The following is a 25,693-nucleotide window of genomic DNA, read 5'->3' on the forward strand; positions in this document are numbered from 1 at the left end:
GCACGCGCGTGATCGCCGGCATCGACGAGCCCGACCGGCGGGGCCGCACCGGACTCGACCGGGAGGGCCTCGACCTCGTCGGGAACCCCGACGTGGTCGTGAAGGAGGTCACCCTCCTCTCGAGCGACTGGTACGTCCTCCGCACCACCCGCTTCGACTACCGGCACCGCGACGGCAGCTGGACCAGCGAGCAGCGCGAGACGTACGACCGGGGGAACGGCGCGGCGGTCCTGCTCTACGACGCCGACGCGCGCACCGTCGTCCTGATCCGGCAGTTCCGCTACCCCGCGTACGTGAACGGCGACCTCGACGGGATGCTCCTCGAAGTGCCCGCCGGTCTCCTGGACGAGGACGGGCCCGAGGAGGGCGCCCGCCGCGAGGCGTCCGAGGAGACCGGACTCGAGGTCGGCCGGCTCGAGCACGTGTTCGACGCGTTCATGAGCCCCGGCTCGGTCACCGAGAAGCTGCACTTCTACGCCGGGCGCTACCGTGCGGGCACCCGCAGCGGAGCATTCGCGGGACTCGCCGACGAGGGCGAGGACATCGAGGTCCTCGAGCTCTCGTTCGACGAGGCGCTGACCCAGATCGGCGTGCAGATCGTCGACGCGAAGACGATCATGCTCCTGCAGTGGGCGGCCTTGTCCGGCCCGTTCTCGCGCTGACGCGCGAGCGTCGCGGCTGCGGACGCATCAGCGCGCGTACTCGGCGAGGGCGCGTCCGGTCAGCGTGTCCGCCGCCGCGAGCCCGACCGGAGTCCCCTCGAAGACGATCGTCCCTCCGTCGTGCCCGGCTCCGGGCCCCACGTCGATGATCCAGTCCGCGTGCGCCATCAGGGCGCGGTGGTGCTCGATCACCACGACCGAGTTCCCGGAGTCGACCAGCCGGTCGAGCAGTCCGAGCAGCGTGTCGACGTCCGCGAGGTGCAGGCCCGTGGTCGGCTCGTCGAGCAGGTAGACGGATCCGGACGAGGCCATGTTGATCGCGAGCTTGAGGCGCTGACGCTCGCCCCCGGACAGCGTGTTCAGCGGCTGTCCGAGCGTGAGGTAGCCGAGACCGACGTCGACGAGACGGGCGAGCACCGTGTGCGCCGGTCCGCTCGCGAAGAACTCCGCGGCGTCGACGATCGGCATCGAGAGCACCTCGTGGATGTTCCTCCCGCGGAGGCGGTACTCGAGCACCTCAGCGGTGAACCGCTTGCCGTCGCACTCCTCGCAGACCGACGAGACCGTCGCGGCGGGGCCCAGCTCGGTGAAGATCATCCCGGCCCCCTTGCAGACGGGGCAGGCGCCTGCCGAGTTCGCGCTGAAGAGCGCCGGTCTCACACCGTTCGCCTTCGCGAAGGCCGCCCGGATCGCGTCGAGGACCCCGGTGTAGGTCGCCGGATTGCTGCGCCGCGAGCCGCGGATCGGCGACTGGTCGGCCACCACCACGCCCGGCCGACCCGCGAGCGAGCCGTGCAGGAGCGACGACTTGCCCGAGCCGGCGACTCCGGTGACGACGGTCAGCACGCCCAGCGGGACGTCCACGTCGACGCCGCGGAGGTTGTGCGTGGAGGCCCCGCGGATCTCCACCGCCCCGGTCGGACGGCGCACGGCCTCCTTCAGCGGGACGCGGTGACCGAGATGACGGCCCGTCAGGGTGTCGGACGTGCGCAGCTGCGCCACCGTCCCCTCGAACCGCAGCTCGCCGCCGTGCGCACCGGCCCTCGGACCGAGGTCGACCACGTGATCGGCGATCTCGATGATCTCCGGCTTGTGCTCGACCACCAGGACGGTGTTGCCCTTGTCCCGCAGGCGGCGCAGCAGCTCGATCATCCGCGAGACGTCGTGCGGATGCAGACCCGCCGTCGGCTCGTCGAAGACGTACGTGACGTCCGTGAGGCTCGATCCCAGATGCCGCACCATCTTGACCCGCTGCGCCTCACCGCCCGAGAGGGTGCTCGACTCCCGATCGAGCGACAGGTAGCCCAGCCCGACCTGGACGAGGGCGTCGAGCGTCCCGAGGAGGGTCTCGACGATAGGAGCGACGGACGGCGCCTGCAGCCCGCGGAGCCACGCGGCGAGGTCGGTCGCCTGCAGCGCGGCGCACTCGGCGATGTTCCGGCCCCCGATGCGCGACTCCAGTGCCGCGCGGGTGAGCCGGCCGCCTCCGCACTCGGGACAGGCGGCGAAGGTGGCCACCCGCTCGGCGAAGGCGCGGATGTGCGGCTGCGCCGCCTCCTTCGCCAGGTAGAGGCGGGTGACCTTCACCAGGAGGCCCTCGTAGGTCATCGTCATCCCGGCGATGGCCATCTTCGTGGCCGGACGGTGGAGGAACGCGTCCATCTGCTCGGGCGTGAAGTCGGCGATCGGCACATCGGCCGGATAGAGGCCCGACTCGGCGAGGCCCTTCCAGTACCAGCCGCCGACGACGAAGTTGGGGATCGCGTCGAGAGCGCCGCCCTCGAGCGACTTCGAGCGGTCGATCAGCGCGTCGAGGTCGATGCTCGACACCCGGCCCGTCCCCTCGCACCGCGGGCACATCCCCTCCGGCAGGTTGAAGGAGAACGCACCGCTCGTGCCCGCGTGCGGATCGCCGATCCGGCTGAAGAGGATCCGCAGCATCGTGTACGCGTCGGTCGCCGTGCCGACCGTGGACCGGCCGTTCGACCCCATCCGCTCCTGGTCGACGACGATCGTGGCCGACAGTCCGTCGAGCGACTCCACGTCCGGGCGGGCCGGCGACCCCATGAACTGCTGCACGAAGGCGGAGTAGGTCTCGTTGATGAGGCGCTGGGACTCGGCCGCGATGGTGCCGAAGACGAGCGACGACTTGCCGGAGCCCGAGACCCCGGTGAACACGGTGATCCTCCGCTTCGGAATGTCGACGTCGATCCCCCGGAGGTTGTTCTGGCGCGCACCGCGCACCCGGATGACGTCGTGGGGCGCGGCCGTGGTCATGCTGTCTCCGTCCAGAGCGGTGCCCGAATCCTAGAGGAGGCGCAAGGCGTCCACGCCGGAACGACGAACGGCCCTCCGGACTGCACCGGAGGGCCGTTCGGAGACCACGCGTCAGAGCGCGGCCGGCTCCGCCCGCGAGATCGCGATCATGTCCTCGCGGGGAACGACCTTCACCCGCGCACGGCCCTCGGGCTCGCCGAGCGCCATCTCGTGCTCGTCCAGCCGGTGCCAGCCGTCGAGATCCGTGTAGGCGATCTCCCGCTCCTCGAGCAGGGCGACCACGGCCGCCTCCTCGGGGTGCTCGGGCGTCCACCAGGACGCCTGGTCGTTGAGCACGTGCGCGACGGTCTCCATGGCGTCGGACTTGGTGTGCCCGATGAGGCCCACCGGTCCGCGCTTGATCCAGCCGGTCGCGTACACGCCGTGGACCTGCTGGTCCTCGTCGTCCAGGACCTGGCCCTCGCGGTTCGGGATCACGCCGCGCATCTCGTCGAACGGGAGGCCATCGAGCGGCGAGCCGAAGTAGCCGACCGCGCGGTACACGGCCTGGACCGGGACCTCGCGGATCTCACCCGTGCCGCGCACTCCGCCCTCGCCGTCCGGCTCGGTGCGCTCGTACCGGATCGCGCCGACCCGACCGGATCCGTCGTCCACGAACTCGAGCGGCTTCGCCCAGAAGTGCAGGTGGAGACGACGCGAGGCGCTCCCGACCTCGCGGGTGCGCCACTGGTTGAGCACCCGGTTGATGACCATGACCTGCTTGTTGGTCGCGATGGCGGCCTCCGAAGCGGGATCGAGGTCGAAGTCCTCGTCGGCGACGATCATGTCGACGTCGCGCAGCTCGCCCAGCTCGCGCAGCTCCAGCGGCGTGAACTTCACCTGAGCGGGACCGCGGCGCCCGAAGACGTGCACGTCGGTGACAGGAGACGCCTTCAGCCCCTCGTAGACGTTCGGCGGGACCTCGGTGGGCAGGAGGTCCTCGGCGTGCTTCGCCAGCATCCGCGAGACGTCGAGCGCCACGTTGCCGTTGCCGATGACGGCGACGGAGGACGCCTCCAGCGGCCAGGTGCGCGACACGTCGGGGTGGCCGTCGAACCAGCTGACGAAGTCGGCCGCACCGTAGGAGCCCTGGAGCTCGACACCCGGGACGTCGAGCGGAGCGTCGCGGACGGCGCCGGTCGCGAAGATCACGGCGTGGTAGTGCCGCTTGAGATCCTCGAGCGTGATGTCGGTCCCGAAGTGCACGTTGCCGAAGATGCGGATGTCGCCCCGGTCGAGCACCTCCCGCAGCGCGGTGATGATCCCCTTGATGCGCGGGTGATCGGGCGCGACGCCGTAGCGGACCAGACCGTAGGGCGCGGGCAGGTGCTCGAACAGATCGATCGAGACGTCGTACTTCTTCTCGGCCTTGATCATGAGGTCGGCGGCGTAGATGCCCGCGGGACCCGCGCCGACGATGGCCAGCCTGAGCTTGGTCATTGCGTTCCTCCTGCCGGGGCGCCGCAGCGCACAACCGGTCTCATTCCTGCGGCGCAGGGCGCGCCGCGACGATCGGGGTCAGCCGTTGCGCTCGACGACGGTGTCGGCGAAGCGCGTCAGCGCCTTGCGGACGGAGCCGTCGGGCAGCGGAGCGAGGGCGGCGACGGCCTCGTCGGCCCACCGGTGGGCCTCGGCGAGGGTCTGCGCGGTGACGTCGTGATCGCGCAGCTGAGCGATGGCGTCCGAGATGTCGGCGCTCTGCTCCTCCGTGTGCGCGATGGCGTCGTTCGAGCGGCTCACATAGCTCTCGATGCGGGCGAGGAGAGCCGCGGCGTCCCTATCGGAGGAGGCGCGCTCGCGCAGGCGCAGGATCGGCAGCGTCGACACGCCGGCGCGGATGTCCGTGCCGGGGTTCTTGCCGGTCTCCTCCGGCTGGGGAGAGAGGTCGATGACGTCGTCGACGATCTGGAAGGCGACGCCGATCTTCTCGCCGAAGACGCGCATGGCCTCCTCGTACTCCTCCGGAGCCTCCGAGAACGCGACTCCCGTGCGGCCCGCCGCGGCGATCAGGGACCCGGTCTTGTCGGCCAGGACGGACAGGTAGTGCTCGACCGGGTCCTCGCCGTCGGTCGGGCCGACCGTCTCGTGCAGCTGCCCGAGGACGAGCCGCTCGAACGTGTCGGCCTGGAGCCGGATCGCCTTGTCTCCGAGCTCGACCATCAGCTGGTTCGCGCGGGCGAAGAGCAGATCGCCCGTCAGGATGGCCACGTTGTTGCCCCACACGGTCTGCGCCGACGGGACGCCGCGGCGCTTCTCCGCCTCGTCCATGACGTCGTCGTGGTAGAGCGATGCGAGATGCGTGATCTCGATCGCCTGCGCACCGAGCAGGACCTGCGGCGTGTTGCCGCGGCCCAGCGACGCGGCCAGGAGGGTGAGCATCGGGCGCACACGCTTGCCGCCCGCCTCGAGGAGGTACCGGGTGGAGACATCGGCCACAGCGTCCGCGAAGGACAGCTGCCGGACGAGACCCTCCTCGACCTGCTCCAGACCCGCGTCGATCGCGCGGGCGAGAGCCCGGTCCGACGAGGAGGAGAAGATGCGCTCGGAGAGGCCGAGCTGCGCCGTCAGAGACGGGCTGCGACGGGCGACGGGCGCAGTGGCGTTCACAGGGAAACCCTAACGTCTCGGCCTGTGCGGACCCCGGTCGTCATCGGGTCGCCGCGATCGGCTTGACGCCGCGGTGCAGCGCCACGATGCCAGCGGTCAGATCGCGGTAGGCCACGCGCTCGAAGCCCGCCGCGCGGAGCCAGGCGGCGACGACGCTCTGCTCCGGCCAGGCCCGGATGGAATCGCCGAGATAGTCGTACGCAAAATTGTTCGACGACGCGAGGCGCACGACGGCGGGCATGACCGTCGACAGGTAGAAGTCGTACGCGGCGGCCAGCGGAGCGATCGGCGGAGTCGAGAACTCGCAGATCACGACCCGGCCGCCGGGCTTCAGCACACGCAGGAACTCGGCGAGCGCCGTCCTCGGCTCGGCCACGTTGCGCAGACCGAAGGAGATGGTCACGGCGTCGAACGACTCGTCCTCGAACGGGAGGTCCATCGCGTCGGCCTGGACGAACTCGATCCGGTCGTTGCCCGCCTGGCGGCGACGGCCGACGGCGATCATCCCCGGGGAGAAGTCGGCTGCCACGACCTGGGCGCCCGACCGCGCCAGCGACGCGCTCGACGTTCCGGTGCCGGCCGCGATGTCGAGAATGCGCTCACCGGGAGCAGGGTTGACGGCTCGAGTCGTCGCGATCCGCCAGAGCCGGTCGTTCCCCACCGAGAGGAGTCCGTTCACCAGGTCGTAGGCGGGAGCCACGGTGTCGAACATCGAGGCGACCTCGTCGGGCCGTTTGGTGAGGTCTGCCTTCGTCACGATCCGCAAGTCTACGGCGAGACGAGGGACGGCGGCTGTGCATCCGCCGTCCCGCGCCCGGTCGGCGCGCTCCCCCCTGGGGAAGCGCCGGGACCGCCCCGCTCCGCCTCGCGCGGCGGCCCCGGACCGGGTCACGGTAGCAACGGAGCCCTGCGCCCCGAGCCCCGCGGCATGGGACGTCCCATCCTCTGGCGCGGGCGTACCCTGCTGAGGTGACGCTCATCGGCGCTGGAACCCCCCTGCTGCGTGCGGAGACGACTCCACTGGACTCTCCGCCGTCGCTCCTCTCCCACTCCGACCCGAGGCGGCCCCTCCTCTGGCAGCGCGACGGCGCCGGGCTCAGCGGACGCGGCGAGGCCCTGCGCCTCGAGTTCTCGGGCCCGGAACGGCTGCGGGAGGCGGCGGCAACCTGGCGTCGGCTCTGCGACGCGGCGACGGTGGAGGACCGGGTCGGACTGCCCGGGACGGGGCTGGTCGCGTTCGGGACCTTCGCTTTCTCGAGCCGATCCGAGGCGACGAGCGTGCTGATCGTGCCGCGCACCGTGATCGGGACGCGCGACGGCCGGTCATGGCTGACGCGGATCACGATCGGCGAGGCGGAGAGACCGTATACGCCGAGCGAGGAGCCACTGGGGGCGGAGTACCACGTGCCGCTCTCGCCCGGTGCGCTGCCGCCGGACGGGTACCGCGCGGCGGTCGCTGCCGCGGTGGAGACGATCCGGGCGGGTGAGCTGTCCAAGGTCGTGATCGCGCGCGATCTGCAGGGGCGGCTCCCGCCGGGGGCGGACCTGCGTCGGATGCTGGGTGCGCTCACCGAGCGGTACCCGGACTGCTGGGGCTTCGCCGTGGACGGATTCCTCGGCGCCAGTCCGGAGACGCTGGTCGCGGTCGATCGGGGCGAGATCTCGGCGAGGGTGTTGGCCGGCACGGCCGCACGAGGCGAGGATCCCCTCGCCGACGCGGACGTGGAGGCCGCTCTGCTCGAGAGTCCGAAGGACCGCTCGGAGCACGCTTTCGCTCTCGCCAGTCTGGTCCGGGAACTCGAGCCCCACATACGGGAGCTGACGGCGGGCGCCGCCCCGTTCACGCTCCGCCTGCCGAATCTCTGGCACCTCGCGACGGACGTGCGAGGAATTCTGGGCGACTCCTCCAGCGCGCTCGATCTCGTCGATGCTCTTCACCCGACCGCCGCAGTGGCCGGCACTCCGACCGCCGACGCCCTTGCGCTCATCGAGCACCTGGAGCCCTTCGACCGCGGTCGGTACGCAGGACCCGTCGGCTGGATCGACGGCAACGGCGACGGCGAGTGGGCTGTCGGACTCCGCAGCGCCGAGGTCACGGCCGAGGGCGCGGTCACGGCCTGGGCGGGCGCCGGCATCGTGGCCGACAGCGTTCCCGAGTCCGAGCTCGCCGAGACCCGCATGAAGTTCCGCCCGATCACCGACGCGCTGGCCTGACGCACGTCGGGAGTCGCTGAAGCCGTCGGCTACCCGCCGCTTACCCCGCCGGGTCCCCGTCGAGCCGGGGAGACCCCGGCCGTCGTCCTGCGCCCACCGGCGGACGCCCGGGCAGCGCCGGCGGCCGGGTCGTCACGCGACGGCCGGTCGGTGTGGTCCAGTCCGCTGTGCCGTCCGGATGGAGCAGATACGTCCACCGGTCGCCGTGGCGTACGTGGTGGTGGGCGACGCACAGGGAGGCGAGGTTGTCGGGAGTCGTCTCTCCCCCGTTCCGCCATTCGACGCTGTGGTCGGTCTCCGTCGAGGACGCCGGCCGGGTGCAGCCCGGGAAGCGGCAGGTCTGGTCGCGGAGGCGGACCAGCAGCCTCATCCTCGGCGGTGGGAGCCGGTGGCGGCGCCCGACGGAGACGACCGCGCCGGTCTCCTCGTCGGTCAGCACGGGAGTGAAGGCGGCGTCGTCGTCGATGAGCGCTCGCACCGTCTCGGCAGGGATCGGCCCGTAGCCGTCGAGCTCGGCGGCCGCCTCGTCGTCACCCGCGGCGGTGCTCGCCGCCACGGTGACTCTCACCTCGGCCCGCGGCCCGGTCGAGGGCGCCGCGGCTCCCTCCGGAGTGGTCCACGCCACGTCCCCGTGGCAGAGCAGGTCGGCCCACGCGTCGGCGCGGAGCTGCGCCAGCGTCCGCAGATCGCGGTCCCCTTCGGCGCCGTTTCGCAGATCCCTCGCGATGCGGTCGAGCCGGGCGAGCGCTCCGACGGCCTCGGGCGCGGGGACGTGCGCGCACACCGTCGCCATGCCGTCGATCCCGGCTGTCATCCACACCCGGCGGTCCTCGCGGGCGCGAGCGTGCCGCTCGGCGAGGGGCTCGTCGTGCAGCTCCTCCCGCACCCGCGCGAGGGCGTGGCGCAGCTGCCCCGGGGTCAGCGTCTCCGCGAGGTCGACGGCCCGGTCGTCGTAGGCCGCGCGCGCCTCTGCCGGGAGGGTCGCCGCGACGGAGCAGACGAGCTGGCCGGCCTCCCAGCGCATCCTGGCGTCGGCGAGCGCGGAGCGGGTCCGCGGCAGCTCCTCCATCAGGAGCGAGGCGTGCAGCAGCTCCCTGGCGGCGGTGCGCTCGGAGACCCCGAGGGCGACGGCGAACTCCGCTCGGATCGACCGTTCGACGAGGTCCGTCGCATCCTTGCTGTCCGTCGAGGAGCCTCGGGCGAACGCGTCGGGACAGGTCAGCGCCGCGCGGTGTCCCGCGTGCAGCGCCTCCGCCGCGGTCAGGAGCACCGGGGAGGCGCTCCTCGCGAGCGCCGCCGCCCGGTCGCCGAGGGCGAGGACCTCTCCTCGCACCGTCTCCGCATCAGCCATGCCTCCAGCGAAGCAGCAGCAGACGAGCTGCGGAGCTCGAACGAGGCGTCCCCGGGAGAACAGCGTCCGACGACGACCTGTGGAGGACCGTCCGACCGGACCCGCGCGGACTCAGCGCTCGAGCCGGATCTCCACGATGCCCGGCCCGTCACCCGGCGAGGTCAGCGCCTGCTCCAGCTCGCCGCGCGTCGCCGCACGACGGTGGCCCCACCCGTAGGCGCGCGCGAGAGCCTCCAGATCGGCGTTCTGCGGAGTGAACTGCACGCGGTCGAACGCATCGGGATGCGAGCTCGACGCGACCTCGAGTCCGTCGAAGATCGTGCCGCCCCCGTCGTTCACGACGACGAGCTGCACGCGCGGGCGCCGTTCTCCCGGCGGGAGGAGGAGGCCGCCGGCCTCGTGGAGCAGAGTGAGATCGCCGAGGACCGCGCGGGTGACTCCGCCGGCTCCCTGCTCGGTCGCCTGCGAAGCCACCGCGATCCCGAGAGCCGTCGAGATCGTGCCGTCGATGCCGGCGAGGCCGCGGTTCGCCAGGACGGATATCCGCTTGCCCGGCAGGGTCCCGTCGGCGACGCGGATCAGCCGCGACGCTCCGAACAGCAGCCGGTCGTGCGGCCAGGTGACCTTCCAGACCGCGGCGACGACGAAGTCGCGGGTGAGCGGTGCCCTGATCGCGGCGAGGGCGTTGCGCGCGTAGCCGCGGCGGTCCTCGACCGACATCGACCCGGCGTCGGGGACCTCGTCCAGCTCGTCGGGGTCGACCGTCAGGGCGCGGCTCGCGGACACCCAGGATCCGGCCCAGGCGCGCTCGCCGCGCTCGGGACGCGGCGCCCCCTCGGGGCGGACCACGTCGACGCCTCCGACGCGGCGGGCGCGCCGGCCGGGGTTGTAGAACTGCTCGCGCACGGCGTCCACGACGATCACCTCGACGTCCTCGCGCCGCAGCAGCTCGGGGACCTCGCGGGAGAGCGTCGGGTGTCCGAGCACGATCGCCCGGCGGATGCGTCCGCCGAAGTCGGGCTCGCCGAGCAGGCGACGCCAGGCGACGACGAGCTGCGGTCCGAAGCGGGCGCCGGAGGAGACCTCGGCCAGCAGCGGCCAGTCGCCAGCGCGAGCGATCTCCTCGGCCGCGGCGCCCGCCTTGTCCCCGGCGATGACGACCGTGAGCGGCTCACCAGGGCCGGCGGTCACGACGGCACCCGGGATCCCGGATCCGACAGCGGGCGACGAGACCGGTCCGATCCGCTCCATGTCGGGCAGAGCGGAGGAGAGCGGGTCGCGGAAGGAGAGGTTCAGGTGGACCGGCCCGCGTCGCGCCGCGGTGACGGCACGATCGGCGAGCGCCCGCGCGTCCTCGGGCCGGGAGCCGTCGTCCGGAGCAGCGACGTCCTCGAACAGCCGCACGGCACGCCCGTACAGCTCGCGTTGCTCGGCCGTCTGGTTCGAGCGGATGCCGCGCAGCTCGTCGGGCCGGTCGGCGGTCAGCACGATCATCGGCACGTCCGAGGCGTCCGCCTCGAGCACGGCCGGGTGCAGGTTCGCGGTCGCCGTGCCGGAGGTCGTGATCACGAGCGCCGGCATCCGGGATTCGAGGGCGAGGCCCAGGGCCAGGAACCCCGCGGAGCGCTCGTCGATCCGCACGTGCAGCCGGATGTCGCCGCGGGTCTCGAGCTCGGCCGCAACCAGGGCGAGCGCCTGCGAGCGGGAGCCCGGAGCGACGACGACGTCGCGGACGCCGAGCGCGACGAAGCGGGTGAGGAGGTCGACCGCGAATCGGGTGGAGGGGGCGACCGGCCGGTGCTCAGGCATCCCGGCGGCCGGGGCCGTCGGCCTCGCCCTGCTCGTCCATCTCGGCGAGGTCGCGCTCGAGCTGGGCGATGCGCTCTGCCTGCAGGCGCTCCTCCTCGGGGTCGCGCTCGGTGCGGAGGGTGCCGAGGAAGTCGGGGTCGTCGTCCGGAGCGGTGTAGCGGCGGCCGGCGGCGCGCTGCTTGCGGGGACGGCCGATCCAGAACCACAGTCCCGCACCGATGACCGGGAGGATCAGCACCACCAGGATCCAGGACCACTTCGGGATCGCCCGCACGGCGTGACGGTTGCTCATCGCGACGTCGATCACGGTGTAGACCGTGAAGACGGCGAGGGCCACGAGCAGGCCGATGACGAGGCGGATCATGGACACGAGTCTACGTCCGGCACCCTTGTCGGGGAGGGTCCGCACGGACGCTGGACAGGAGGCTCCCACGGTGCTCACGGAAGCGCGTGCAGGGGCCGACGTACACTGTCCCGGTGAAACTGAGCCGCGCGGTCGTCGTCTACTCGCTCCTGCGCCTGGCGATGTTCGCCGGCGTCTTCGTGCTGGTGTACCTGCCGGCGCGCACCTTCGTCGACTCGGAGCTGACGGCAGCGGTCACCGCGGGCTTCGTCGCCGCGATCGCGAGCCTGTCACTCTCCTACATCCTGCTGAGGAAGCCCCGCGAGCGCATCGCGGAGGCGATCTACGAGCGCCGCAAGGACGTCCCGCGCGCCCCGACCGACGACGACGTCGAGGACGCCGCGGTCGACGCGACCCGCGACGACCGCTGAGCCGGGCGCTCCCGCCGGCGAGGCCTCCCCTCTGACGCGCTGACCCCGCTCGCACCAGGCCCGGCCCGCAACAGCCGATCTCACCCGAATCCGGCCCACCCGAGCCCGCCTCGTGCGAGCCGCCGCTCTAGAACGCCAGCGCCGCCCCGAGGATGACCGCGTAGGCGAGCCCGCCCAGGCTGGTCAACTGCAGCGCCAGGATGAGCTCCTTCGCCGTCTTCGCCGTCAGGGTGATCAGGATGGCCGGCAGGATCATCAGAAGCACGAAGAGCGTCAGCCACGCCAGCGGGTAGAACAGCGCGAGGATCACCGCGATGCCGAACGGGATCAGCACGAAGCCCGTGTAGATCGCCCGGGACACGGCCGGTCCTGCGAGCACCGCGAGGGTCCGCTTGCCCGAGAGGCGGTCGGTCGGGATGTCGCGGATGTTGTTGACCATGAGCACGGCGCAGGCGAACAGGCCCGCCGCCACGGCGCCGAGCCACGACTCCTGGTTGGTGCGGCCGATCTGCACGAACGTGGTGCCGACGGTGGCGACCAGGCCGAAGAACACGAAGACGAAGAGCTCGCCGAGCCCGAGGTAGCCGTAGGGGCGGCGTCCGCCGGTGTAGAACCAGCCCGCCGCGATCGCCGCCGCGCCGACGATCAGGAACCACCACTGCCCCGAGAGGGCGGTGAGCACGAGGCCGGCGACGGCCGCGATCCCGAAGAAGACCAGGGCGACGGTGAGCACCTGGCGGGGCTTCGCCGCTCCGGAGCCGGTCAGCCGCGAGGGTCCGACGCGGTTGGCGTCGGTGCCGCGCACGCCGTCGGAGTAGTCGTTGGCGTAGTTGACGGCGATCTGCAGGGCGAGCGAGACGGCCAGGCAGAGCAGGGCGCGCACCCAGTGCCAGCCCTCGTCGACGACCTGGGTCGCTCCGGTGCCGATGAGCACGGGGGCGACGGCCAGCGGGAGGGTGCGGAGGCGGGCGCCGGCGATCCACTCGCGGGGACCGGCGGGCTTCACGACGACCGTTCGCGGGCTGCCCCCGGGGCGGCCGCTGGAGGACTTCTTCTTGCGACTCGTACTCGACACGGAGGGAATCCTACCCACCGGCCCGTCGACGGTCGGAGCCGGTCAGCCCTGCTCGGCGAGCACCTCGAGGGCGCGGCGGTCGGGCTTCCCGGAGGCGAGGAGGGGGATGCGGCCGACGGGCAGCACGACCGCAGGAGCGGCGGCGCGCCCGAGGCGGTCGGCGATCAGGGTGCGCAGGTCGGTGAGCGCGGGAGCCTCCTCCGCCGTGACGACGACCGGGACCTCGCCCCACTGCTCGTCCGCCCGCCGCACGACGACCGCGTCGGGGACGGGCCCCTCGCGGAGCACGGCCTCGACGGCGTCGAGCGACACCTTCTCCCCGCCCGACACGATCACGCGGTCGAGCCGACCGGTCACCCGGAGGCGCCCGTCGACGATCGACCCCGCGTCGCCCGTGCGGTACCAGCGCTCCCCGTCGAGCTCGAGGAAGGCGGAGGCGCTGCGCTCGTGGTCGATCGCGCCGTCGGCGTCGAGGTAGCACTCCGCGAGGGTCGGGCCGCCGAGCAGCACCTGCCCGTTCTCGACGCGCATCCGCACGTCGTGGAGCGGGACGCCGTCGTAGACGCAGCCGCCGGACGTCTCGCTCGATCCGTAGGTCAGGCGGATGCGCGCACCGAGGGCGGCGGCGCGGTCCCGCAACGGCTGCGGCGTCGCCTGGCCGCCGATCAGGAGCGCGTCGAACGAGCGGAGCGCCTCGGCCGCGGCCGGATCGCGCTCGGCGAGGTCCAGCAGCCGCGCGAGCTGCACGGGGACCAGCGAGGAGTACCGCCGCTCCCCCGCCGGCATCGTCCGAGCGAGAGCGAGGAAGGCCGCCGCGTCGAAGCCGCCGGCCGGGAGGACGACCGGGTCGGCCTCCGCGGTCAGCGAGCGGACGAGCACCTGCAGTCCCGCGACGTAGTGCGTCGGCAGGCAGAGCAGCCAGCGTCCCGGCCCGCCGAGCTCGGCGAGGGTCGTGGAGGCGCTGGTGAGCAGGGCCGCTGTCGAGAGCGCGACCCGCTTGGGCGGCCCCGACGAGCCCGAGGTCTCGACGACGGCGGCGACGCGCTGCGGCACGACGGCATCCTCGGAGGCGGTCGCAGCGCCGGGGGCGGAGACGCGGATCGCCGGGCCGCTGCCGTCCAGGGCCGCGCGAAGAGCGAGGAGGACGGCCTCGACCGTCGCGTCGACACCGGCGAGCGGGCGGGTCACCTGCGTGCCCTCCGGCTCAGAACTGCCACGGGAACGGCGACCAGTCGGGCTCGCGCTTCTCGAGGAAGGAGTCTCGTCCCTCGACGGCCTCGTCGGTGCCGTAGGCGAGGCGCGTGGTCTCGCCCGCGAAGAGCTGCTGGCCCACGAGGCCGTCGTCCACGGCGTTGAACGCGTACTTCAGCATCCGGATGGCCGTGGGCGACTTGGTGAGGATCGTCTCGGCCCACTCCACCGCGGTCGTCTCGAGCTCGGCGTGCGGGACGACCGCGTTCACGGCGCCCATCTCGTAGGCGCGCTGCGCGGAGTACTCCCGCGCGAGGAAGAACACCTCGCGCGCGGCCTTCTGCCCGATCTGGCGGGCGAAGTACGCGGAGCCGTAGCCCGCGTCGAAGGAGCCGACGTCGGCGTCCGTCTGCTTGAAGCGCCCGTGCTCGGCGGAGGCGAGGGTGAGGTCGCAGACCACGTGGAGCGAGTGCCCGCCTCCTGCGGCCCAGCCGGGGACGGCCGCGATGACGACCTTCGGCATGAAGCGGATGAGGCGCTGCACCTCGAGGATGTGCAGGCGGCCGTTCCGCGCGGAGTCGATGCCCTCGGCGGTCTCGCCGTCGGAGTACCGGTAGCCGTCGCGGCCGCGGATCCGCTGGTCTCCCCCGGAGCAGAAGGCCCAGCCTCCGTCGCGCGGGCTCGGGCCGTTGCCGGTGAGGATGACGACGCCGATGCGCGGGTTCGTCCGGGCGTCCTCGAGGGCGCGGAACAGCTCGTCGACCGTGCGCGGCCGGAACGCGTTGCGGACCTCGGGCCGGTCGAACGCGACGCGCGCGATGCGGCCGGAGCGGTCGTGGTGGTAGGTGATGTCCTCGAGTGCGTCGAAGCCGTCGACGGCCGCCCAGCGGTGGGCGTCGAACAGTTCGGAGACCTGCGTGCTCATGCCACGACCCTACTGATCCGGACTGCACGGCGACTCGACACCGCCCGGGCAGACGGAAGGGGACCCCGCTGACGCGGAGTCCCCTTCCGGTGCTCGCCCCTACTTGGCGGCGGAGGTGGTGCGGTTCTCGGCCGACACCATCCAGGCGTACTGCTCGAGGCTCTGGATGATCGCGTGGAGGAGATCCGCGCTGGTCGGGTCCTCCTCGTCCACCTGGTCGTGGACCTCGCGCATGGTGGCGGCGGTGTTCTCGAGGCGGATCGTGACCAGGTCGACGGTCTCGGCCGTGTCGATCTCGCCGTGCGGGTACTCGGGGAGGGTGGTGGTCGCGGCGACGGTGTCGCTGCGGCCGTCCGGGATCCCGTGGAGGGCGCGCATGCGCTCGGCGATGTCGTCGCTGAACTCGCGCGCGGCCTCGATGATCTCGTCGAGCTGCAGGTGGAGGTCGCGGAAGTTCTTGCCGACGACGTTCCAGTGGGCCTGCTTGCCCTGGACGTGGAGCTCGATCAGGTCGACGAGGACGATCTGGAGGCTGTCGAGCAGCTCCTTGGAGGCCTTGAAGCCCTTCTCGGCGTTCTGACGGCGGCTGGTCTTGGCACCGGAGCCCGCGGGGGCTTCGACGTGGCGTTCGAGGGTGGTGGTCATGGACCGTTCCTTTCTCTTGCAGTGCCGGGTGCGGTGTCCCGCCCCGAGTCTGGCTTCTTCGGCTGGACGGCGCCCGCACGCGCGGGGTGCGCGCGCTGGGCGGGGCCCGTGGTTGCGGGGATCAGATCGTGGCGACGGATCCGGAGTCGACGCGGTAGTTCGAGCCGTTCACGAACGAGGCGCGGTCGGAGCAGAGGAAGGCGATCACGGCTGCGACCTCCTCGGCCTCGCCCCGGCGCTTCAGCTCCATGTACGGCCGCTCCTCGTCGAGGAAGGACGAGATCGCCTCGTCGACCGAGGTGCCCCTCTGCTCGGCGCGCTTGGACATCATCGCGTCGGTCATCGGAGTGCGGATGAACGCGGGCGAGACCGTGTTCACGAGCAGGCCCTCCTGCGCGTAGGAGCGCGAGAGGCCCTTGGCGAAGGCGAGGACGCCCGCCTTCGCGGCGCAGTAGGGCAGTTCGTCGTCGTAGGGCTGCACGGCGTCCTCGGAGGCGGTGAGCACGAGCCGGCCCCAGCCTCCGGTGCGGAGGTCGGGGAGGAACTCGCGCACGAGCCGCACAGGCCCGAGCAGATCGACCTCGAGGGTGCTGGTCCAGCCCTCGTCGTCGATCTCGTGGAAGAGGCCCTGCGCCCCCGTGACTCCGGCGCACTGCACGAGGATGTCGATCGCGCCGACCGCTCCGGCCACGCGGCGGTGCAGCTCGGCGAGCTGCTCCGTGCTGGTGACGTCGGCGGCGAAGGCGTGCAGGCGGCCCTCCGGAGCGTCGAGCCCGGCCGCGGCCCGGTCCAGCTCCGCCTGGTCCTCGTCGGTGATCACGACGGTCGCGCCCTCGGCGAGGAGGAGCTGCGCCGTGGCCAGGCCGATGCCGGAGTCGCCTCCGGTGACGAGGGCGGTGCGGCCGGTGATCCCGAGATCCATGCTGAGGTGCTCCTTGTGGGTGCGGTGCGAGGGGGTGGTACCGGTCTACGCCCCTCGGAGCCGGCCCTCAACGGGTTGCGCGGACGCCGTCGGCGGGGTTACGCGCGGCCGACCTTCTCCGGCGCCAGCTCCTCGATGGTGATGGCCGCGTTGATCAACGCGAGGTGGCTGAGCCCCTGCGGCAGGTTGCCCCAGAAGGCCAGGTCGTCGACCGCGATCATCTCGGACATGATCCCGACGTCGTTCGGGACCGTGGCGACGAGCTCGTCCATCAGGGCGACCGACTCGTCGTGCCGACCGACGCAGGCCAGGGCGGAGGCGAGCCAGAACGAGCAGGCCACGAACGGGTGCTCCTCGCCCTCCATGCCGGAGTAGCGGAACAGCAGCGCGCCGCGGCCGAGCTCCTTCACCAGGGCGTCGATGGTGGAGATCATCCGCTCACCGCGCTCGTAGCCGCTGGGCGCGTGCAGGAGCACCGAGGCGTCCAGCTCCTCGCTGCCCGGGTACATCACGTAGGAGCCGAGCTCCTCGGACCAGCAGTGCTCCTCGATCCACTCCCGGATGCGGTCGCGCTCGAAGCGCCAGCGGTCGGGGCTGCCCGCGACCTGGCCGAGCTCCGCCAGGTGCACGGCCGCGTCGAGCGCCTGCCAGCAGCCCATCTTCGAGGAGGTGTAGTGCTGCTCCTCCTCCAGCTCCCACATGCCCGCATCGCGGTTCCGCCACAGGTCGCAGGTGGTGTCGGCGACGCGGGCGAGGAGCCGGCCGGTCTGGATGTCGAGGACGTTGCCCTCGTCGACGTAGATGCGGCAGATGTCGAAGAGGTCGCCGAAGACGCCCAGCTGCAGCTGGCTCTGCGCTGCGTTGCCGGCGACGACCGGGCCGATGCCGGCGTAGCCCGGGACGTCGAACTCCTCCAGGACGGTCGGCATGGAGCCGTCGAGTCCGTAGAAGATGTGCAGGTCCGGCCCGTGCTCCTTGATCGTGCGGAGGAGCCAGGACAGCGCGGCGTGCGTCTCCTCGCGCAGGCCGAAGCGCACCAGCGCGTGCATCGTGTACGCGGCGTCGCGCACCCAGGCGAAGCGGTAGTCCCAGTTCTTGCCGCCGTTGGGCGACTCCGGGAGCGACGTGGTCGCGGCCGCGGCGATGGCTCCTGTGGGCGAGTAGATCAGCAGCTTGAGCGCGAGGGCGCTGCGCTGGACGGCCTCGGACCACGGGCCGTCGTAGGAGAACTCCTCCGACCAGTCCTGCCAGCTGCGGATGGTGCGGTCGATGCCGCGGTCGACGTTCTTCGCGACCGGGAAGTGCAGCGGCTCGTCGTGCGTGGCCGACACGACCAGGACGTGCCGCACGGCGTCCTTCCCCGCGGTCACGACGAAGGAGCCCGTCAGCTCGTCGCCGGCGCCGGAGGGCGCGTCGTCGCCGTCGGGCCCGTGCTCCTGGCCGGTGACGCCGATGGTGATGTCGCCGGCGCGGATGAGCGAGCGGCCGTCGGCGTTCTGGATCCACGGGGAGAACCGGCCGAGTCCCGTTCCGGGACGCACGGCCCACCGCATCCGCACCTCGCCGTCGACACCGTCCACGCGGCGCGCGAGCTCGGCCCACGGGAGGCGGCCCGCGATCCCGGTGACGAGCGCGTCCGTCACGCGGACGGTGCCCGACTCGGTGGTGAAGGTGGTCTCGAGGACGTTCGTGTCGCGGATGTAGGCGCGCGAGACCTCGGCGGGCTCCTCGGGGGCGAGCTCGACGCAGCCGCCGGACTCGGCGTCGATCAGGGCGGCGAAGGCGGGGGTGGAGCCGAGGTCCGGGACGGGCATCCAGTCGACGCTGCCGTCCTTCGCGATCAGGGCGACCGTGCGACCGTCTCCGATCGCGGCGTAGTCGCGCAGGGGCCTGGTCGAGCGGGGTGCAGCCATCCCCTCACCGTAGGGCGCGGGCGGTGCGCCGATTCGGGCTTGCGGGCGGACGGGCTTGCTTGTAGCGCCCGGTCAGGTCGCGGCGACTCCGCCGTACTCCTCGAGGCGGTCGGTGAACTCGCCGCGGTCCTCGTCCTGCAGGACCCCGTTCGCGTACCCGGCGAGGAACGCGCCCTGCGGGTCCGGCGAGAGGCCGACTCCGTCGAGCATGTCGGCGACCAGGCCGGTCGGATCGGCGTCGAGGTCGACGAGGCCCAGCTCGATCGCGGGCACGAGGTCGGCGGAGGAGCGGGCGGTGACGATCCAGAGCGCGGCCGAGGCCTCCTCGTCCGAGAGGTCGCCGTCGAGCTCGTAGCCCGCCTCCGACCACTCCTCGGGGGTGTCGGCCACCTCGACGTCGTCGAAGCCGAGGGGCGAGAGCGCTGCGGTGAAGCGGTCGACCGCCGCCTGCCTATCGGCGTCGGTCGAGACGTCGGCGGCGGCGTACTCGGTCGCCGAGATGTAGTCGTAGAGGAGGGAGGGCCCGCCGTAGGCGTTCTGCGACTGCTCGTAGTACTCGTCGTCGGCCGAGGTCCACTCCTCGGGGACGGCGCCCTCGACGGCCGCGACGGCCTGCTCGGCACTCGCGCGCACGTCCTCCGCGGACGGCTGGCCGAGGATCGTCGCGGCGTCGCCGTCCTGGTAGCCGGGGTAGTCGTAGAGCGGATCGGACGGGTCCCCGCTGCCGAACGGGTCGTCCGTCGGGTCGCCGAACGGCTCGGACGGAGCGCTCGTCGACGCGGTGCCGGCGGCGGAGTCGAGCGCGCCGCCCACTCCGACGGCGACGAGCGTGCCGAGCACGCCGGTGTAGACGACGCCCACGAGGAGGCTCGTGCCCAGCGCGATCCAGGCGCCCCTGCCGAGCGGGCGGCGGGAGGGGACGGAGCCCTGCGTCGGGCCCGGGGCGGGCGCGGGCGGCGGGCTCATCGGCATCTGGCTCATCGCACTCCTCCGGACTCCAACGGCAGCCTCGTCAGTCTGGCACCTCGGCGGGCGCTCGGAGGAGGGACCCCGGGGGCTTGCGCGCGCGTCGCCGACCTCCTGCGCCCGGGTGGCCGCCGCGTGGCCCCGGCCGGTGGACAATGGCCGGATGGACGACGTCGTGCCCGCCTCCCCGCTCCCCTCCCTCGGCGAGATCGACGCGGGACTCCGCGTCGTCGCTCTGCCGCTGCGCACCCGCTTCCGCGGTGTGGACCACCGCGAGATCGCGCTCGTGCGCGGCCCCGAGGGCTGGACCGAGTTCTCGCCCTTCCTCGAGTACGGCGCAGAGGAGTCGGCGGCGTGGCTCCGGGCGGCGATCGACTACGGCTGGAGCGAGCAGCCGGCACCGCTGCGCGACCGCATCCCGGTGAACGCGACCATCCCGGCCGTCGCACCGCACGAGGTCGCCGCCGTGCTCGCGAGCTACCACGGCTGCCGCACGGCGAAGGTGAAGGTCGCCGAGCGCGGCCAGACGCTGGCCGACGACGTGGCCCGGGTCGTCGAGGTCCGCCGCCTGCTCGGTCCGGAGGGCCGGATCCGCGTGGACGCGAACGGCGGCTGGAACCTCGACGAGGCCGAGCACGCCGTCCACGCCCTCGCGGAGTCCGACCTCGAGTACGTCGAGCAGCCGTGCGCGAGCGTCGACGAGCTGGCGGAGCTGCGCTACCGGGTGAAGTACATGGGCATCCCGATCGCCGCCGACGAGAGCGTCCGCAAGGCCGCCGATCCGCTCGCCGTCGCCCGGTCCGGAGCCGCGGACCTGCTGGTCGTGAAGGCCCAGCCGCTCGGCGGGACGCGCCGGGCGCTGGCGCTCGTCGCCGAGGCGGGGCTGCCGGCGGTGGTCTCGAGCGCGATCGACAGCTCGGTCGGACTCGCCATGGGCGCCGCCCTGGCCGCGGCGCTCCCCGAGCTGCCCTTCGACTGCGGACTCGGCACCGCGTCCCTCCTCGCCGCGGACGTCACGGAGCGGCCGCTGCGGCCGGTCGACGGCAGCATCCCCGTCGGCCGCGTGGAGGTCTCGGAGGAGCTCCTCTCCCGTCACGCCGTGTCGCCGGAGCGGCTCGCCTGGTGGCGGGCGCGGCTCCGCGACTCCTACGCGCTGCTCTGATCGTCGGCGGCGGGCGCCGCGTCCGAGGAGCGGCAGAATGGGAGCGTCGGCCGCCGGTGCCCGACGCATCCCCCACCCTCGAGCATCGGAGCACCGTGAGCGCATCGACCGTCCCCGTCTTCCTCGACTGCGACACCGGCATCGACGACTCGCTCGCCCTGGCGTACCTCCTCCGCTCGCCCCGGGCCCGCCTCGTCGGGATCAGCACGGTCAGCGGCAACACCGACGCCCGCCGGGCCGCCGTCAACAGCCTCGGCCTGCTCGCGCTGGCAGGCCGCGACGACGTGCCGGTCGCCGTGGGGGCGCACCACTTCCTCGAGGAGGACTACGCCGGCGGATCTCCGCACGTGCACGGCGACGACGGCATCGGCGGGGTCGCGCTGCCCGAGGGCGGCGAGCCGGTCGACGAGGATCCGGCCGACCTCCTCCTCCGTCTCGCTCGTGAGCACGAGGGCGAGCTGCGGCTGGTCGCGATCGGCCCGCTGACGAATCTCGCGCTCGCCCTCCGTGCACACCCGGAGATCGCGTCCCTCGTCCACTCGGTGACCGTGATGGGCGGAGCCGCGCTGGTCCCCGGCAACGTGACCGCCGTGGCGGAGGCCAACATCTGGCACGACCCTGCGGCCGCCGCCGAGGTCGTCGCGGCCGACTGGGATCTCACGCTCGTGCCCCTGGACGTGACCATGCGGCACCTGCTGTCGGAGGAGGATCGCGCCGTCCTGCTCGCGTCGCCCGATCCCCTCGCGCAGGCCATCGGGCAGGCGCTCGACTTCTACTTCGACTTCTACGTCGGCCACTTCGGCGAGCGCACCGCTGCGATGCACGACCCCATGGCCGCCGCGATCGCCGTCGACGCCGTCGCCCTCACCTCCGCCCCGCGCGTCCACGTCACTGTCGACGCCACCCACGGCCCCGGCCGCGGCCAGACCGTCGCCGACCTCCGCGGCATCTACCGCGGCGTCCATCCCTCCGACGCCCGCACCCGCATCGTCCTCGCCCTCGACGCCCCTTTCGCCCCCCACCTCATCGACATCGTCACCGCCGTCTGACCCGCGCGGGGCCACCCGAAGCCCGTCCGTGCCCCCGGCCGCGACACGCCCGTTCCTCGATCAGCACGCACCGACCCGGCGCTTCCGTACGCGGGAACTCGACAGGCTCGCTCCGAGCGTTCGTGTCAGGGGATCTCGATACTCGCGCTGCTCACTACTCGATCAGCATGTCCCGTCGACCGCCGTCCCCCCGTCCTCCCGCGAAGCGCAGCTCCCCAGAACCCGACCGCGCAGCGGAGCGCTCCCCCACGGCGACCGCACCCCCACGGCGATCGCGAAGCGGAGCCCACCCACCTCGGCGACCGCGGAGCCCACGCTGACCCGACCGCGAAGCGGAGTCCACCCACCACCGCGACCGCGAAGCGGAGCACTCCCCCGCGGCGAACGCGAAGCGGAGCCGTCCCCAGTGCGCGTCCTGGTGGGCGGTCGGCGGGGCCTGGTGGGGTCGATCGCAAGGCGGAGGGGTCGGGCGTAGCGGAGCTACGTTCGTCGCCGACAACGCCGCGAGGGGCCCCACCAGGCCCCGCCGACCCGATTACATGCCGGTGTCGAGGCCGGAGTAGGCATGGAGTCCCTTGAAGAACACGTTGACGACGCCGAAGTTGAACATGACGGCGGCGAAGCCGACGATGGCGAGCCAGGCGGAGGGGGTGCCGCGCCAGCCGCGGGTGGCGCGGGCGTGGATGTAGCCGGCGTAGATGGTCCAGATGATGAAGGTCCAGACCTCCTTGGTGTCCCAGCCCCAGTAGCGGCCCCAGGCCTTCTCGGCCCAGACGGCGCCGGCGATGAGCGTGAAGGTCCAGAGGATGAAGCCGAGGATCGTGACGCGGTAGGCGAGGTTCTCGAGGGTGAGGGAGCTGGGCAGGGTGCGCAGGAAGCGGAGGACCGAGCGGGGGCTGTCGCCGGAGGATTCGCGGCGGGCCTGGAGGAGTTGGGTGACCGAGAGCGCGAAGCCGAGGGCGAAGAACGCGGTGCCGAGGATCGCGACGAGCACGTGGATGACCAGCCAGTAGGACTGGAGTGCCGGCGGGAGCGGGACGACGGCGACGTAGTAGTTGACGGTCGCGATGCCGAGGAGCACCAGGACGAGGCCGGTGATGAACGCTCCGAGGAAGCGGAGGTCCCAGCGCAGCTGGACGGCGAGGAAGACGCCGATGATGATGAGCGTCCCGGTCATCGAGAACTCGTACATGTTCGCCCAGGGGACGCGGCCGGCGGCGACGCCGCGGAGGACGGTCGCGGCGAGGTGGAGCACGAAGCCGAGGAGCGTGAGCGAGAACCCGATGCGCATGGTCTTCGAGCGGGCGGGGGCGCGGTAGACCTCGTCCTCGACGCGGCTGCCGATGCGGGAGAGCGTCGCGGTGCGTCCGGAGCCTGCGGCGGCGACGGTGGCCTTGCCGCTGGCCGCGCGGTCGGCGGCGGCCGCGGAGGCGACGCGCTCCGCCTCCTGCACGACCTCGATCGACTCGCCGTCGGCCAGGGAGGCGCGGCGGGCGAGGTCGATCGCGAAGAAGACGAACGCCATGGCGTAGATGCCCATGGCGGAGGAGAGGCACAGCACCGAGTACTGCGAGAGGGTCGCGATCACCTCCTCAGGGTAATCGCTCGCCGCCCCGCCCGCCCCTTCGCGCTTGCACAGACTCGGCCCCTGCCCAGCCGGGCGACGGCTGTGGAGGGGCGTCCGGGAGCCGGGTCAGTCGAGCGGGGCGTGCCGGTCGGCGATCGTCCGAACGGCGCGCACCAGCTGCGGGTCCTCGCCGCGGGCGAGTCCCGCGTACTCGAGGAGCAGGCCGCCGTCGTCCTGAGCGGTCGCCTTCACCCATACGCGGCGCCGCGGAACGAACAGCGAGGTGAGGAGTCCGGCGAGCACGAGGATCGCGAAGAGCAGCACCCAGCCCTGGGTCGCGTCGTGGTGGATGTCGAACGAGGCGAAGCGCTTGACGCTGTCGGTGCCGATCCGCGTGGGGTCGGCACCCGTGTTGTCGAAGGTCACGCTGCCGAGCCCGTTCGGGAGCTCGGCCGTGTCGCCGGGCTTGAGGGTGATCGGCGCGACGCCGGTGGTGCCGCCGGTGAGCCGGGTCAGCGAGTCGGTGTTGAGCACGTAGACGGACGTGGGCACTCCCCCGTCGAGGCCGAGGTCGCCCGAGAAGACGTTCAGCGAGAGCACGGGGTACTGCAGGTCGGGGAAGATCGAGGTCGAGGCCCCGGAGGCCAGGGTGTCCTGCGTCGGGTAGAAGAAGCCGGTGAGGCCCAGCTGCTCGGAGAGCCCGTCCGGCACCTTGACGACGCCGACGGAGGTCAGGTTCGCGTCCTGCGGGAGGAAAGGCACCGAGTCGGTGAAGATCGCCCGGCCGGAGGGGTCGCGGACCGTGATCGTCGGGGCGTAGCCGTTGCCGAGGAGGTAGACGTTCGTGCCGCCGATCGCCAGCGGGTCGTTGACCTTGATCGTGCGGTCCTCGGTGCCCCCGCCGCGCTCGGAGGTCGTGACGTTCGCGGTGAAGTCGACGGGCTGGCCGAGCGCCGACTGGTTCTGCTCCTCGTACTTCACGTCGAGGCTGTCGAGGGTCAGCTGGTACGGGTCGAGCTGGCTGCTGTCGAAGAAGCGGCCGGGGTTGAAGGAGTCGTAGGCCGCGAGGTTGTTCGCGAACCCCTGGGAGCCCTCGACCAGCACGCGCTGCCCGCTGTAGCCGAACCCGCCCCCCACTCCGACGGCGACGAGGATGCCGACCAGGGCGGAGTGGAAGACCAGGTTGCCGGTCTCGCGGAGGTAGCCGCGCTCGGCCGAGACGCTCGACCAGCGGCCGCGCGGGTCGTCGTAGCGCTCGACGCGGTAGCCCGCCCGGCGCAGGACGGAGTGGGCGGAGGCGACGGCCTCCTCCTCCGTTGCGCCCTCGACCTCGCGGACGGTGTAGCCGGCGAGGCGCTGCAGGCGTGCCGGGGTGCGCGGCGGCCGCGATCGCATCGCCTGGAAGTGGTGACGCGTGCGCGGGACGATGCAGCCGATCAGGGAGATGAACAGCAGCAGGTAGATGCTCGAGAACCAGGCGGAGGTGTAGGTGTCGAACGCCTGCACCCTGTCGAGAAGGGGCGCGAGGTCGGGGTTGTCGACGAAGTACTGGGTCACGCCGTTGGGGTCGGAGGAGCGCTGCGGCACGAGCGATCCGGGGACCGCCGCGATCGCCAGCAGCAGCAGGAGGAACAGCGCCGTGCGCATGCTGGTGAGCTGGCGCCACATCCAGCGGAGCCAGCCGGTGAACCCGAGCGCCGGCTGCGTGACGGTGCCGTCGGAGTCGTAGTGGTCGGCGGGGCGGAAGGAGGCGTCCGTCCTCCGCTGCGCGGCCTCGTCGGGGCGGCGCGTGCTCTCCTCGGGCTCAGATCGCCGGCTGGAAGCCATCGATCACCGCCGAGAGGGATCCGTAGACGAGGGTGTTCCAGATGCCCGTGACCATCAGGACTCCGATCAGGACGAGGGCGGCGCCGCCGAGGATGTTGACCACGCGGATGTGGCGCTTCACGAAGGCGAGCGTGCTGGTCACCCAGCTGAAGCCGAAGGCGACGAGGAGGAAGGGGATGCCGAGGCCGAGGCAGTAGACCAGGGCGAGGAGGGCGCCGCGCCAGGGCGAGCCCACGCCGTAGCTGAGGGCGAGGATCGAGCTCAGCGTCGGGCCGAGGCAGGGCGTCCAGCCGACGCCGAAGACGATGCCGAGCAGCGGCGCTCCGATCAGCCCGGTGGCGGGACGGATCCCGGGCCGGAGCGTGCGCTGGAGGAACGAGAACTGGCCGATGAAGACGAGCCCCATCGCGATCACGACGAGCCCGAGGACGCGGGTGATCAGGTCGGTGTACTGGCGCAGCCAGAAGCCGACCGTGCCCGCCGCCGCCCCGTAGAGGACGAACACCAGCGAGAATCCGAGCACGAAGAGGAGGACCCCCAGCACGACCCGGCGGCGTCCGCGGGCCGCCCGCTCGTCGGCGTCGGTGAATCCGCCGACGTAGGCGAGGTAGCCGGGCACCAGCGGGAGCACGCAGGGCGACGCGAAGGACACGAGCCCGGCCAGGAGCGCGATCGGCACGGCCAGCAGGAGCTGACCGCTGACGACGATGTCGCCCAC

The 25,693-nt window shown here is 72.4% G+C and carries 22 protein-coding genes; 5 read left to right on the plus strand and 17 right to left on the minus strand.

Translation table 11 applies throughout. The annotated features are described in order from the left end of the window. The first annotated feature begins 8 nt into the window (after positions 1–8). The gene (locus tag C5C33_RS03810; protein ID WP_104260458.1) at positions 9–662 is read left to right on the plus strand and encodes an NUDIX domain-containing protein; all 654 of its coding nucleotides are present in this window, start codon (positions 9–11) and stop codon (positions 660–662) included. Positions 663–689: 27 nt separating this feature from the next. Here the strand turns inward: C5C33_RS03810 and C5C33_RS03815 are convergent, their stop codons facing one another. From C5C33_RS03815 to ubiE, 4 genes are all read right to left on the minus strand, one after another. Further along, entirely contained in the window at positions 690–2,939 is a 2,250-nt protein-coding gene (locus C5C33_RS03815; RefSeq protein WP_104260459.1) for an excinuclease ABC subunit UvrA, read from the minus strand. A 111-nt stretch (positions 2,940–3,050) separates the two neighbouring features. Next, entirely contained in the window at positions 3,051–4,418 is a 1,368-nt protein-coding gene (locus tag C5C33_RS03820) for an FAD-dependent oxidoreductase (RefSeq protein WP_104225904.1), read from the minus strand. A 78-nt stretch (positions 4,419–4,496) separates the two neighbouring features. Next, the gene (locus C5C33_RS03825) at positions 4,497–5,585 is read right to left on the minus strand and encodes a polyprenyl synthetase family protein (protein WP_104223602.1); all 1,089 of its coding nucleotides are present in this window, start codon (positions 5,583–5,585) and stop codon (positions 4,497–4,499) included. A gap of 40 nt (positions 5,586–5,625) precedes the next feature. Next, entirely contained in the window at positions 5,626–6,342 is a 717-nt protein-coding gene (gene ubiE, locus C5C33_RS03830; RefSeq protein ID WP_104260470.1) for a bifunctional demethylmenaquinone methyltransferase/2-methoxy-6-polyprenyl-1,4-benzoquinol methylase UbiE, read from the minus strand. 212 nt (positions 6,343–6,554) lie between these two features. Between ubiE and C5C33_RS03835 the strand changes: the two genes are divergently transcribed. Next, positions 6,555–7,799 carry an isochorismate synthase MenF gene (locus C5C33_RS03835; protein ID WP_374953818.1) on the plus strand — a complete coding sequence of 415 codons (1,245 nt, stop codon included), beginning with the start codon at positions 6,555–6,557 and terminating at the stop codon, positions 7,797–7,799. A 40-nt stretch (positions 7,800–7,839) separates the two neighbouring features. Here C5C33_RS03835 and C5C33_RS03840 read toward each other — a convergent pair whose 3' ends face one another. The 3 genes from C5C33_RS03840 to C5C33_RS03850 all read right to left on the minus strand — a co-directional run bounded on the left by C5C33_RS03840 (position 7,840) and on the right by C5C33_RS03850 (position 11,323). Continuing rightward, complete coding sequence (locus C5C33_RS03840) at positions 7,840–9,150, minus strand: HNH endonuclease signature motif containing protein (protein ID WP_104260460.1); 1,311 nt, start codon at positions 9,148–9,150, stop codon at positions 7,840–7,842. Between the two features lie 111 nt (positions 9,151–9,261). Continuing rightward, on the minus strand, positions 9,262–10,959 hold the full coding sequence (menD, locus tag C5C33_RS03845) for a 2-succinyl-5-enolpyruvyl-6-hydroxy-3-cyclohexene-1-carboxylic-acid synthase (protein WP_104260461.1): 1,698 nt from the start codon (positions 10,957–10,959) through the stop codon (positions 9,262–9,264). After that, positions 10,952–11,323, minus strand: coding sequence for a PLD nuclease N-terminal domain-containing protein (locus C5C33_RS03850; RefSeq protein WP_104223654.1), 372 nt, complete (start codon positions 11,321–11,323; stop codon positions 10,952–10,954). The genes menD and C5C33_RS03850 overlap by 8 nt, the downstream gene beginning before the upstream one ends. Positions 11,324–11,436: 113 nt before the next feature. On the opposite strand from C5C33_RS03850, the gene C5C33_RS03855 reads away from it, so the two are divergent. Beyond that, a complete protein-coding gene (locus C5C33_RS03855) occupies positions 11,437–11,733 on the plus strand; it encodes a DUF4229 domain-containing protein (RefSeq protein ID WP_104239140.1) in 297 nt (98 codons plus the stop codon). 127 nt (positions 11,734–11,860) lie between these two features. On the opposite strand, the gene C5C33_RS03860 is transcribed toward C5C33_RS03855, so the two are convergent. From C5C33_RS03860 to C5C33_RS03890, 7 genes are all read right to left on the minus strand, one after another. Next, positions 11,861–12,808, minus strand: a complete 948-nt coding sequence (locus C5C33_RS03860; protein WP_374953789.1) for a 1,4-dihydroxy-2-naphthoate polyprenyltransferase — start codon at positions 12,806–12,808, stop codon at positions 11,861–11,863. A 42-nt stretch (positions 12,809–12,850) separates the two neighbouring features. Continuing rightward, on the minus strand, positions 12,851–13,996 hold the full coding sequence (locus tag C5C33_RS03865) for an AMP-binding protein (RefSeq protein WP_104260462.1): 1,146 nt from the start codon (positions 13,994–13,996) through the stop codon (positions 12,851–12,853). 16 nt (positions 13,997–14,012) lie between these two features. After that, the gene (locus C5C33_RS03870) at positions 14,013–14,924 is read right to left on the minus strand and encodes a 1,4-dihydroxy-2-naphthoyl-CoA synthase (protein ID WP_068255374.1); all 912 of its coding nucleotides are present in this window, start codon (positions 14,922–14,924) and stop codon (positions 14,013–14,015) included. A gap of 99 nt (positions 14,925–15,023) precedes the next feature. After that, positions 15,024–15,569 carry a Dps family protein gene (locus C5C33_RS03875; protein WP_104223596.1) on the minus strand — a complete coding sequence of 182 codons (546 nt, stop codon included), beginning with the start codon at positions 15,567–15,569 and terminating at the stop codon, positions 15,024–15,026. 121 nt (positions 15,570–15,690) lie between these two features. Further along, on the minus strand, positions 15,691–16,491 hold the full coding sequence (locus C5C33_RS03880; RefSeq protein WP_104260463.1) for an SDR family NAD(P)-dependent oxidoreductase: 801 nt from the start codon (positions 16,489–16,491) through the stop codon (positions 15,691–15,693). A 98-nt stretch (positions 16,492–16,589) separates the two neighbouring features. After that, positions 16,590–18,404 carry a glycoside hydrolase family 15 protein gene (locus tag C5C33_RS03885; RefSeq protein ID WP_104247930.1) on the minus strand — a complete coding sequence of 605 codons (1,815 nt, stop codon included), beginning with the start codon at positions 18,402–18,404 and terminating at the stop codon, positions 16,590–16,592. Between the two features lie 72 nt (positions 18,405–18,476). Beyond that, positions 18,477–19,385 (minus strand): hypothetical protein, encoded by a 909-nt coding sequence (locus tag C5C33_RS03890; RefSeq protein ID WP_104260464.1) that lies wholly within the window; start codon positions 19,383–19,385, stop codon positions 18,477–18,479. 148 nt (positions 19,386–19,533) lie between these two features. On the opposite strand from C5C33_RS03890, the gene C5C33_RS03895 reads away from it, so the two are divergent. Together C5C33_RS03895 and C5C33_RS03900 are read left to right on the plus strand one after the other, a co-directional pair. Further along, positions 19,534–20,532, plus strand: coding sequence for an o-succinylbenzoate synthase (locus C5C33_RS03895; protein WP_104260465.1), 999 nt, complete (start codon positions 19,534–19,536; stop codon positions 20,530–20,532). Between the two features lie 95 nt (positions 20,533–20,627). Next, positions 20,628–21,581, plus strand: coding sequence for a nucleoside hydrolase (locus C5C33_RS03900; protein WP_104260472.1), 954 nt, complete (start codon positions 20,628–20,630; stop codon positions 21,579–21,581). A 535-nt stretch (positions 21,582–22,116) separates the two neighbouring features. Here the strand turns inward: C5C33_RS03900 and ccsB are convergent. The 3 genes from ccsB to C5C33_RS03915 form a co-directional block, all read right to left on the minus strand. Continuing rightward, positions 22,117–23,121, minus strand: a complete 1,005-nt coding sequence (gene ccsB, locus C5C33_RS03905; protein ID WP_104249832.1) for a c-type cytochrome biogenesis protein CcsB — start codon at positions 23,119–23,121, stop codon at positions 22,117–22,119. Positions 23,122–23,274: 153 nt separating this feature from the next. Next, on the minus strand, positions 23,275–24,975 hold the full coding sequence (locus tag C5C33_RS03910; protein WP_104260466.1) for a cytochrome c biogenesis protein ResB: 1,701 nt from the start codon (positions 24,973–24,975) through the stop codon (positions 23,275–23,277). After that, positions 24,953–25,693 (minus strand): cytochrome c biogenesis CcdA family protein, encoded by a 741-nt coding sequence (locus C5C33_RS03915; protein WP_244230512.1) that lies wholly within the window; start codon positions 25,691–25,693, stop codon positions 24,953–24,955. The genes C5C33_RS03910 and C5C33_RS03915 overlap by 23 nt, the downstream gene beginning before the upstream one ends.

Source organism: Rathayibacter sp. AY1H3, assembly GCF_002932015.1.

Coding starts and splice junctions, on each gene's coding strand:
- C5C33_RS03815 (WP_104260459.1), bottom strand. CDS start 2,939: ATGACCACGGCCGCGCCCCACGACGTCATCCGGGTGCGCGGTGCGCGC.
- C5C33_RS03820 (WP_104225904.1), bottom strand. CDS start 4,418: ATGACCAAGCTCAGGCTGGCCATCGTCGGCGCGGGTCCCGCGGGCATC.
- C5C33_RS03840 (WP_104260460.1), bottom strand. CDS start 9,150: ATGGCTGATGCGGAGACGGTGCGAGGAGAGGTCCTCGCCCTCGGCGAC.
- menD (WP_104260461.1), bottom strand. CDS start 10,959: ATGCCTGAGCACCGGCCGGTCGCCCCCTCCACCCGATTCGCGGTCGAC.
- C5C33_RS03850 (WP_104223654.1), bottom strand. CDS start 11,323: ATGATCCGCCTCGTCATCGGCCTGCTCGTGGCCCTCGCCGTCTTCACG.
- C5C33_RS03870 (WP_068255374.1), bottom strand. CDS start 14,924: ATGAGCACGCAGGTCTCCGAACTGTTCGACGCCCACCGCTGGGCGGCC.
- C5C33_RS03875 (WP_104223596.1), bottom strand. CDS start 15,569: ATGACCACCACCCTCGAACGCCACGTCGAAGCCCCCGCGGGCTCCGGT.
- C5C33_RS03880 (WP_104260463.1), bottom strand. CDS start 16,491: ATGGATCTCGGGATCACCGGCCGCACCGCCCTCGTCACCGGAGGCGAC.
- C5C33_RS03885 (WP_104247930.1), bottom strand. CDS start 18,404: ATGGCTGCACCCCGCTCGACCAGGCCCCTGCGCGACTACGCCGCGATC.
- C5C33_RS03890 (WP_104260464.1), bottom strand. CDS start 19,385: ATGAGCCAGATGCCGATGAGCCCGCCGCCCGCGCCCGCCCCGGGCCCG.
- C5C33_RS03895 (WP_104260465.1), top strand. CDS start 19,534: ATGGACGACGTCGTGCCCGCCTCCCCGCTCCCCTCCCTCGGCGAGATC.
- ccsB (WP_104249832.1), bottom strand. CDS start 23,121: ATGGGCATCTACGCCATGGCGTTCGTCTTCTTCGCGATCGACCTCGCC.
- C5C33_RS03910 (WP_104260466.1), bottom strand. CDS start 24,975: ATGGCTTCCAGCCGGCGATCTGAGCCCGAGGAGAGCACGCGCCGCCCC.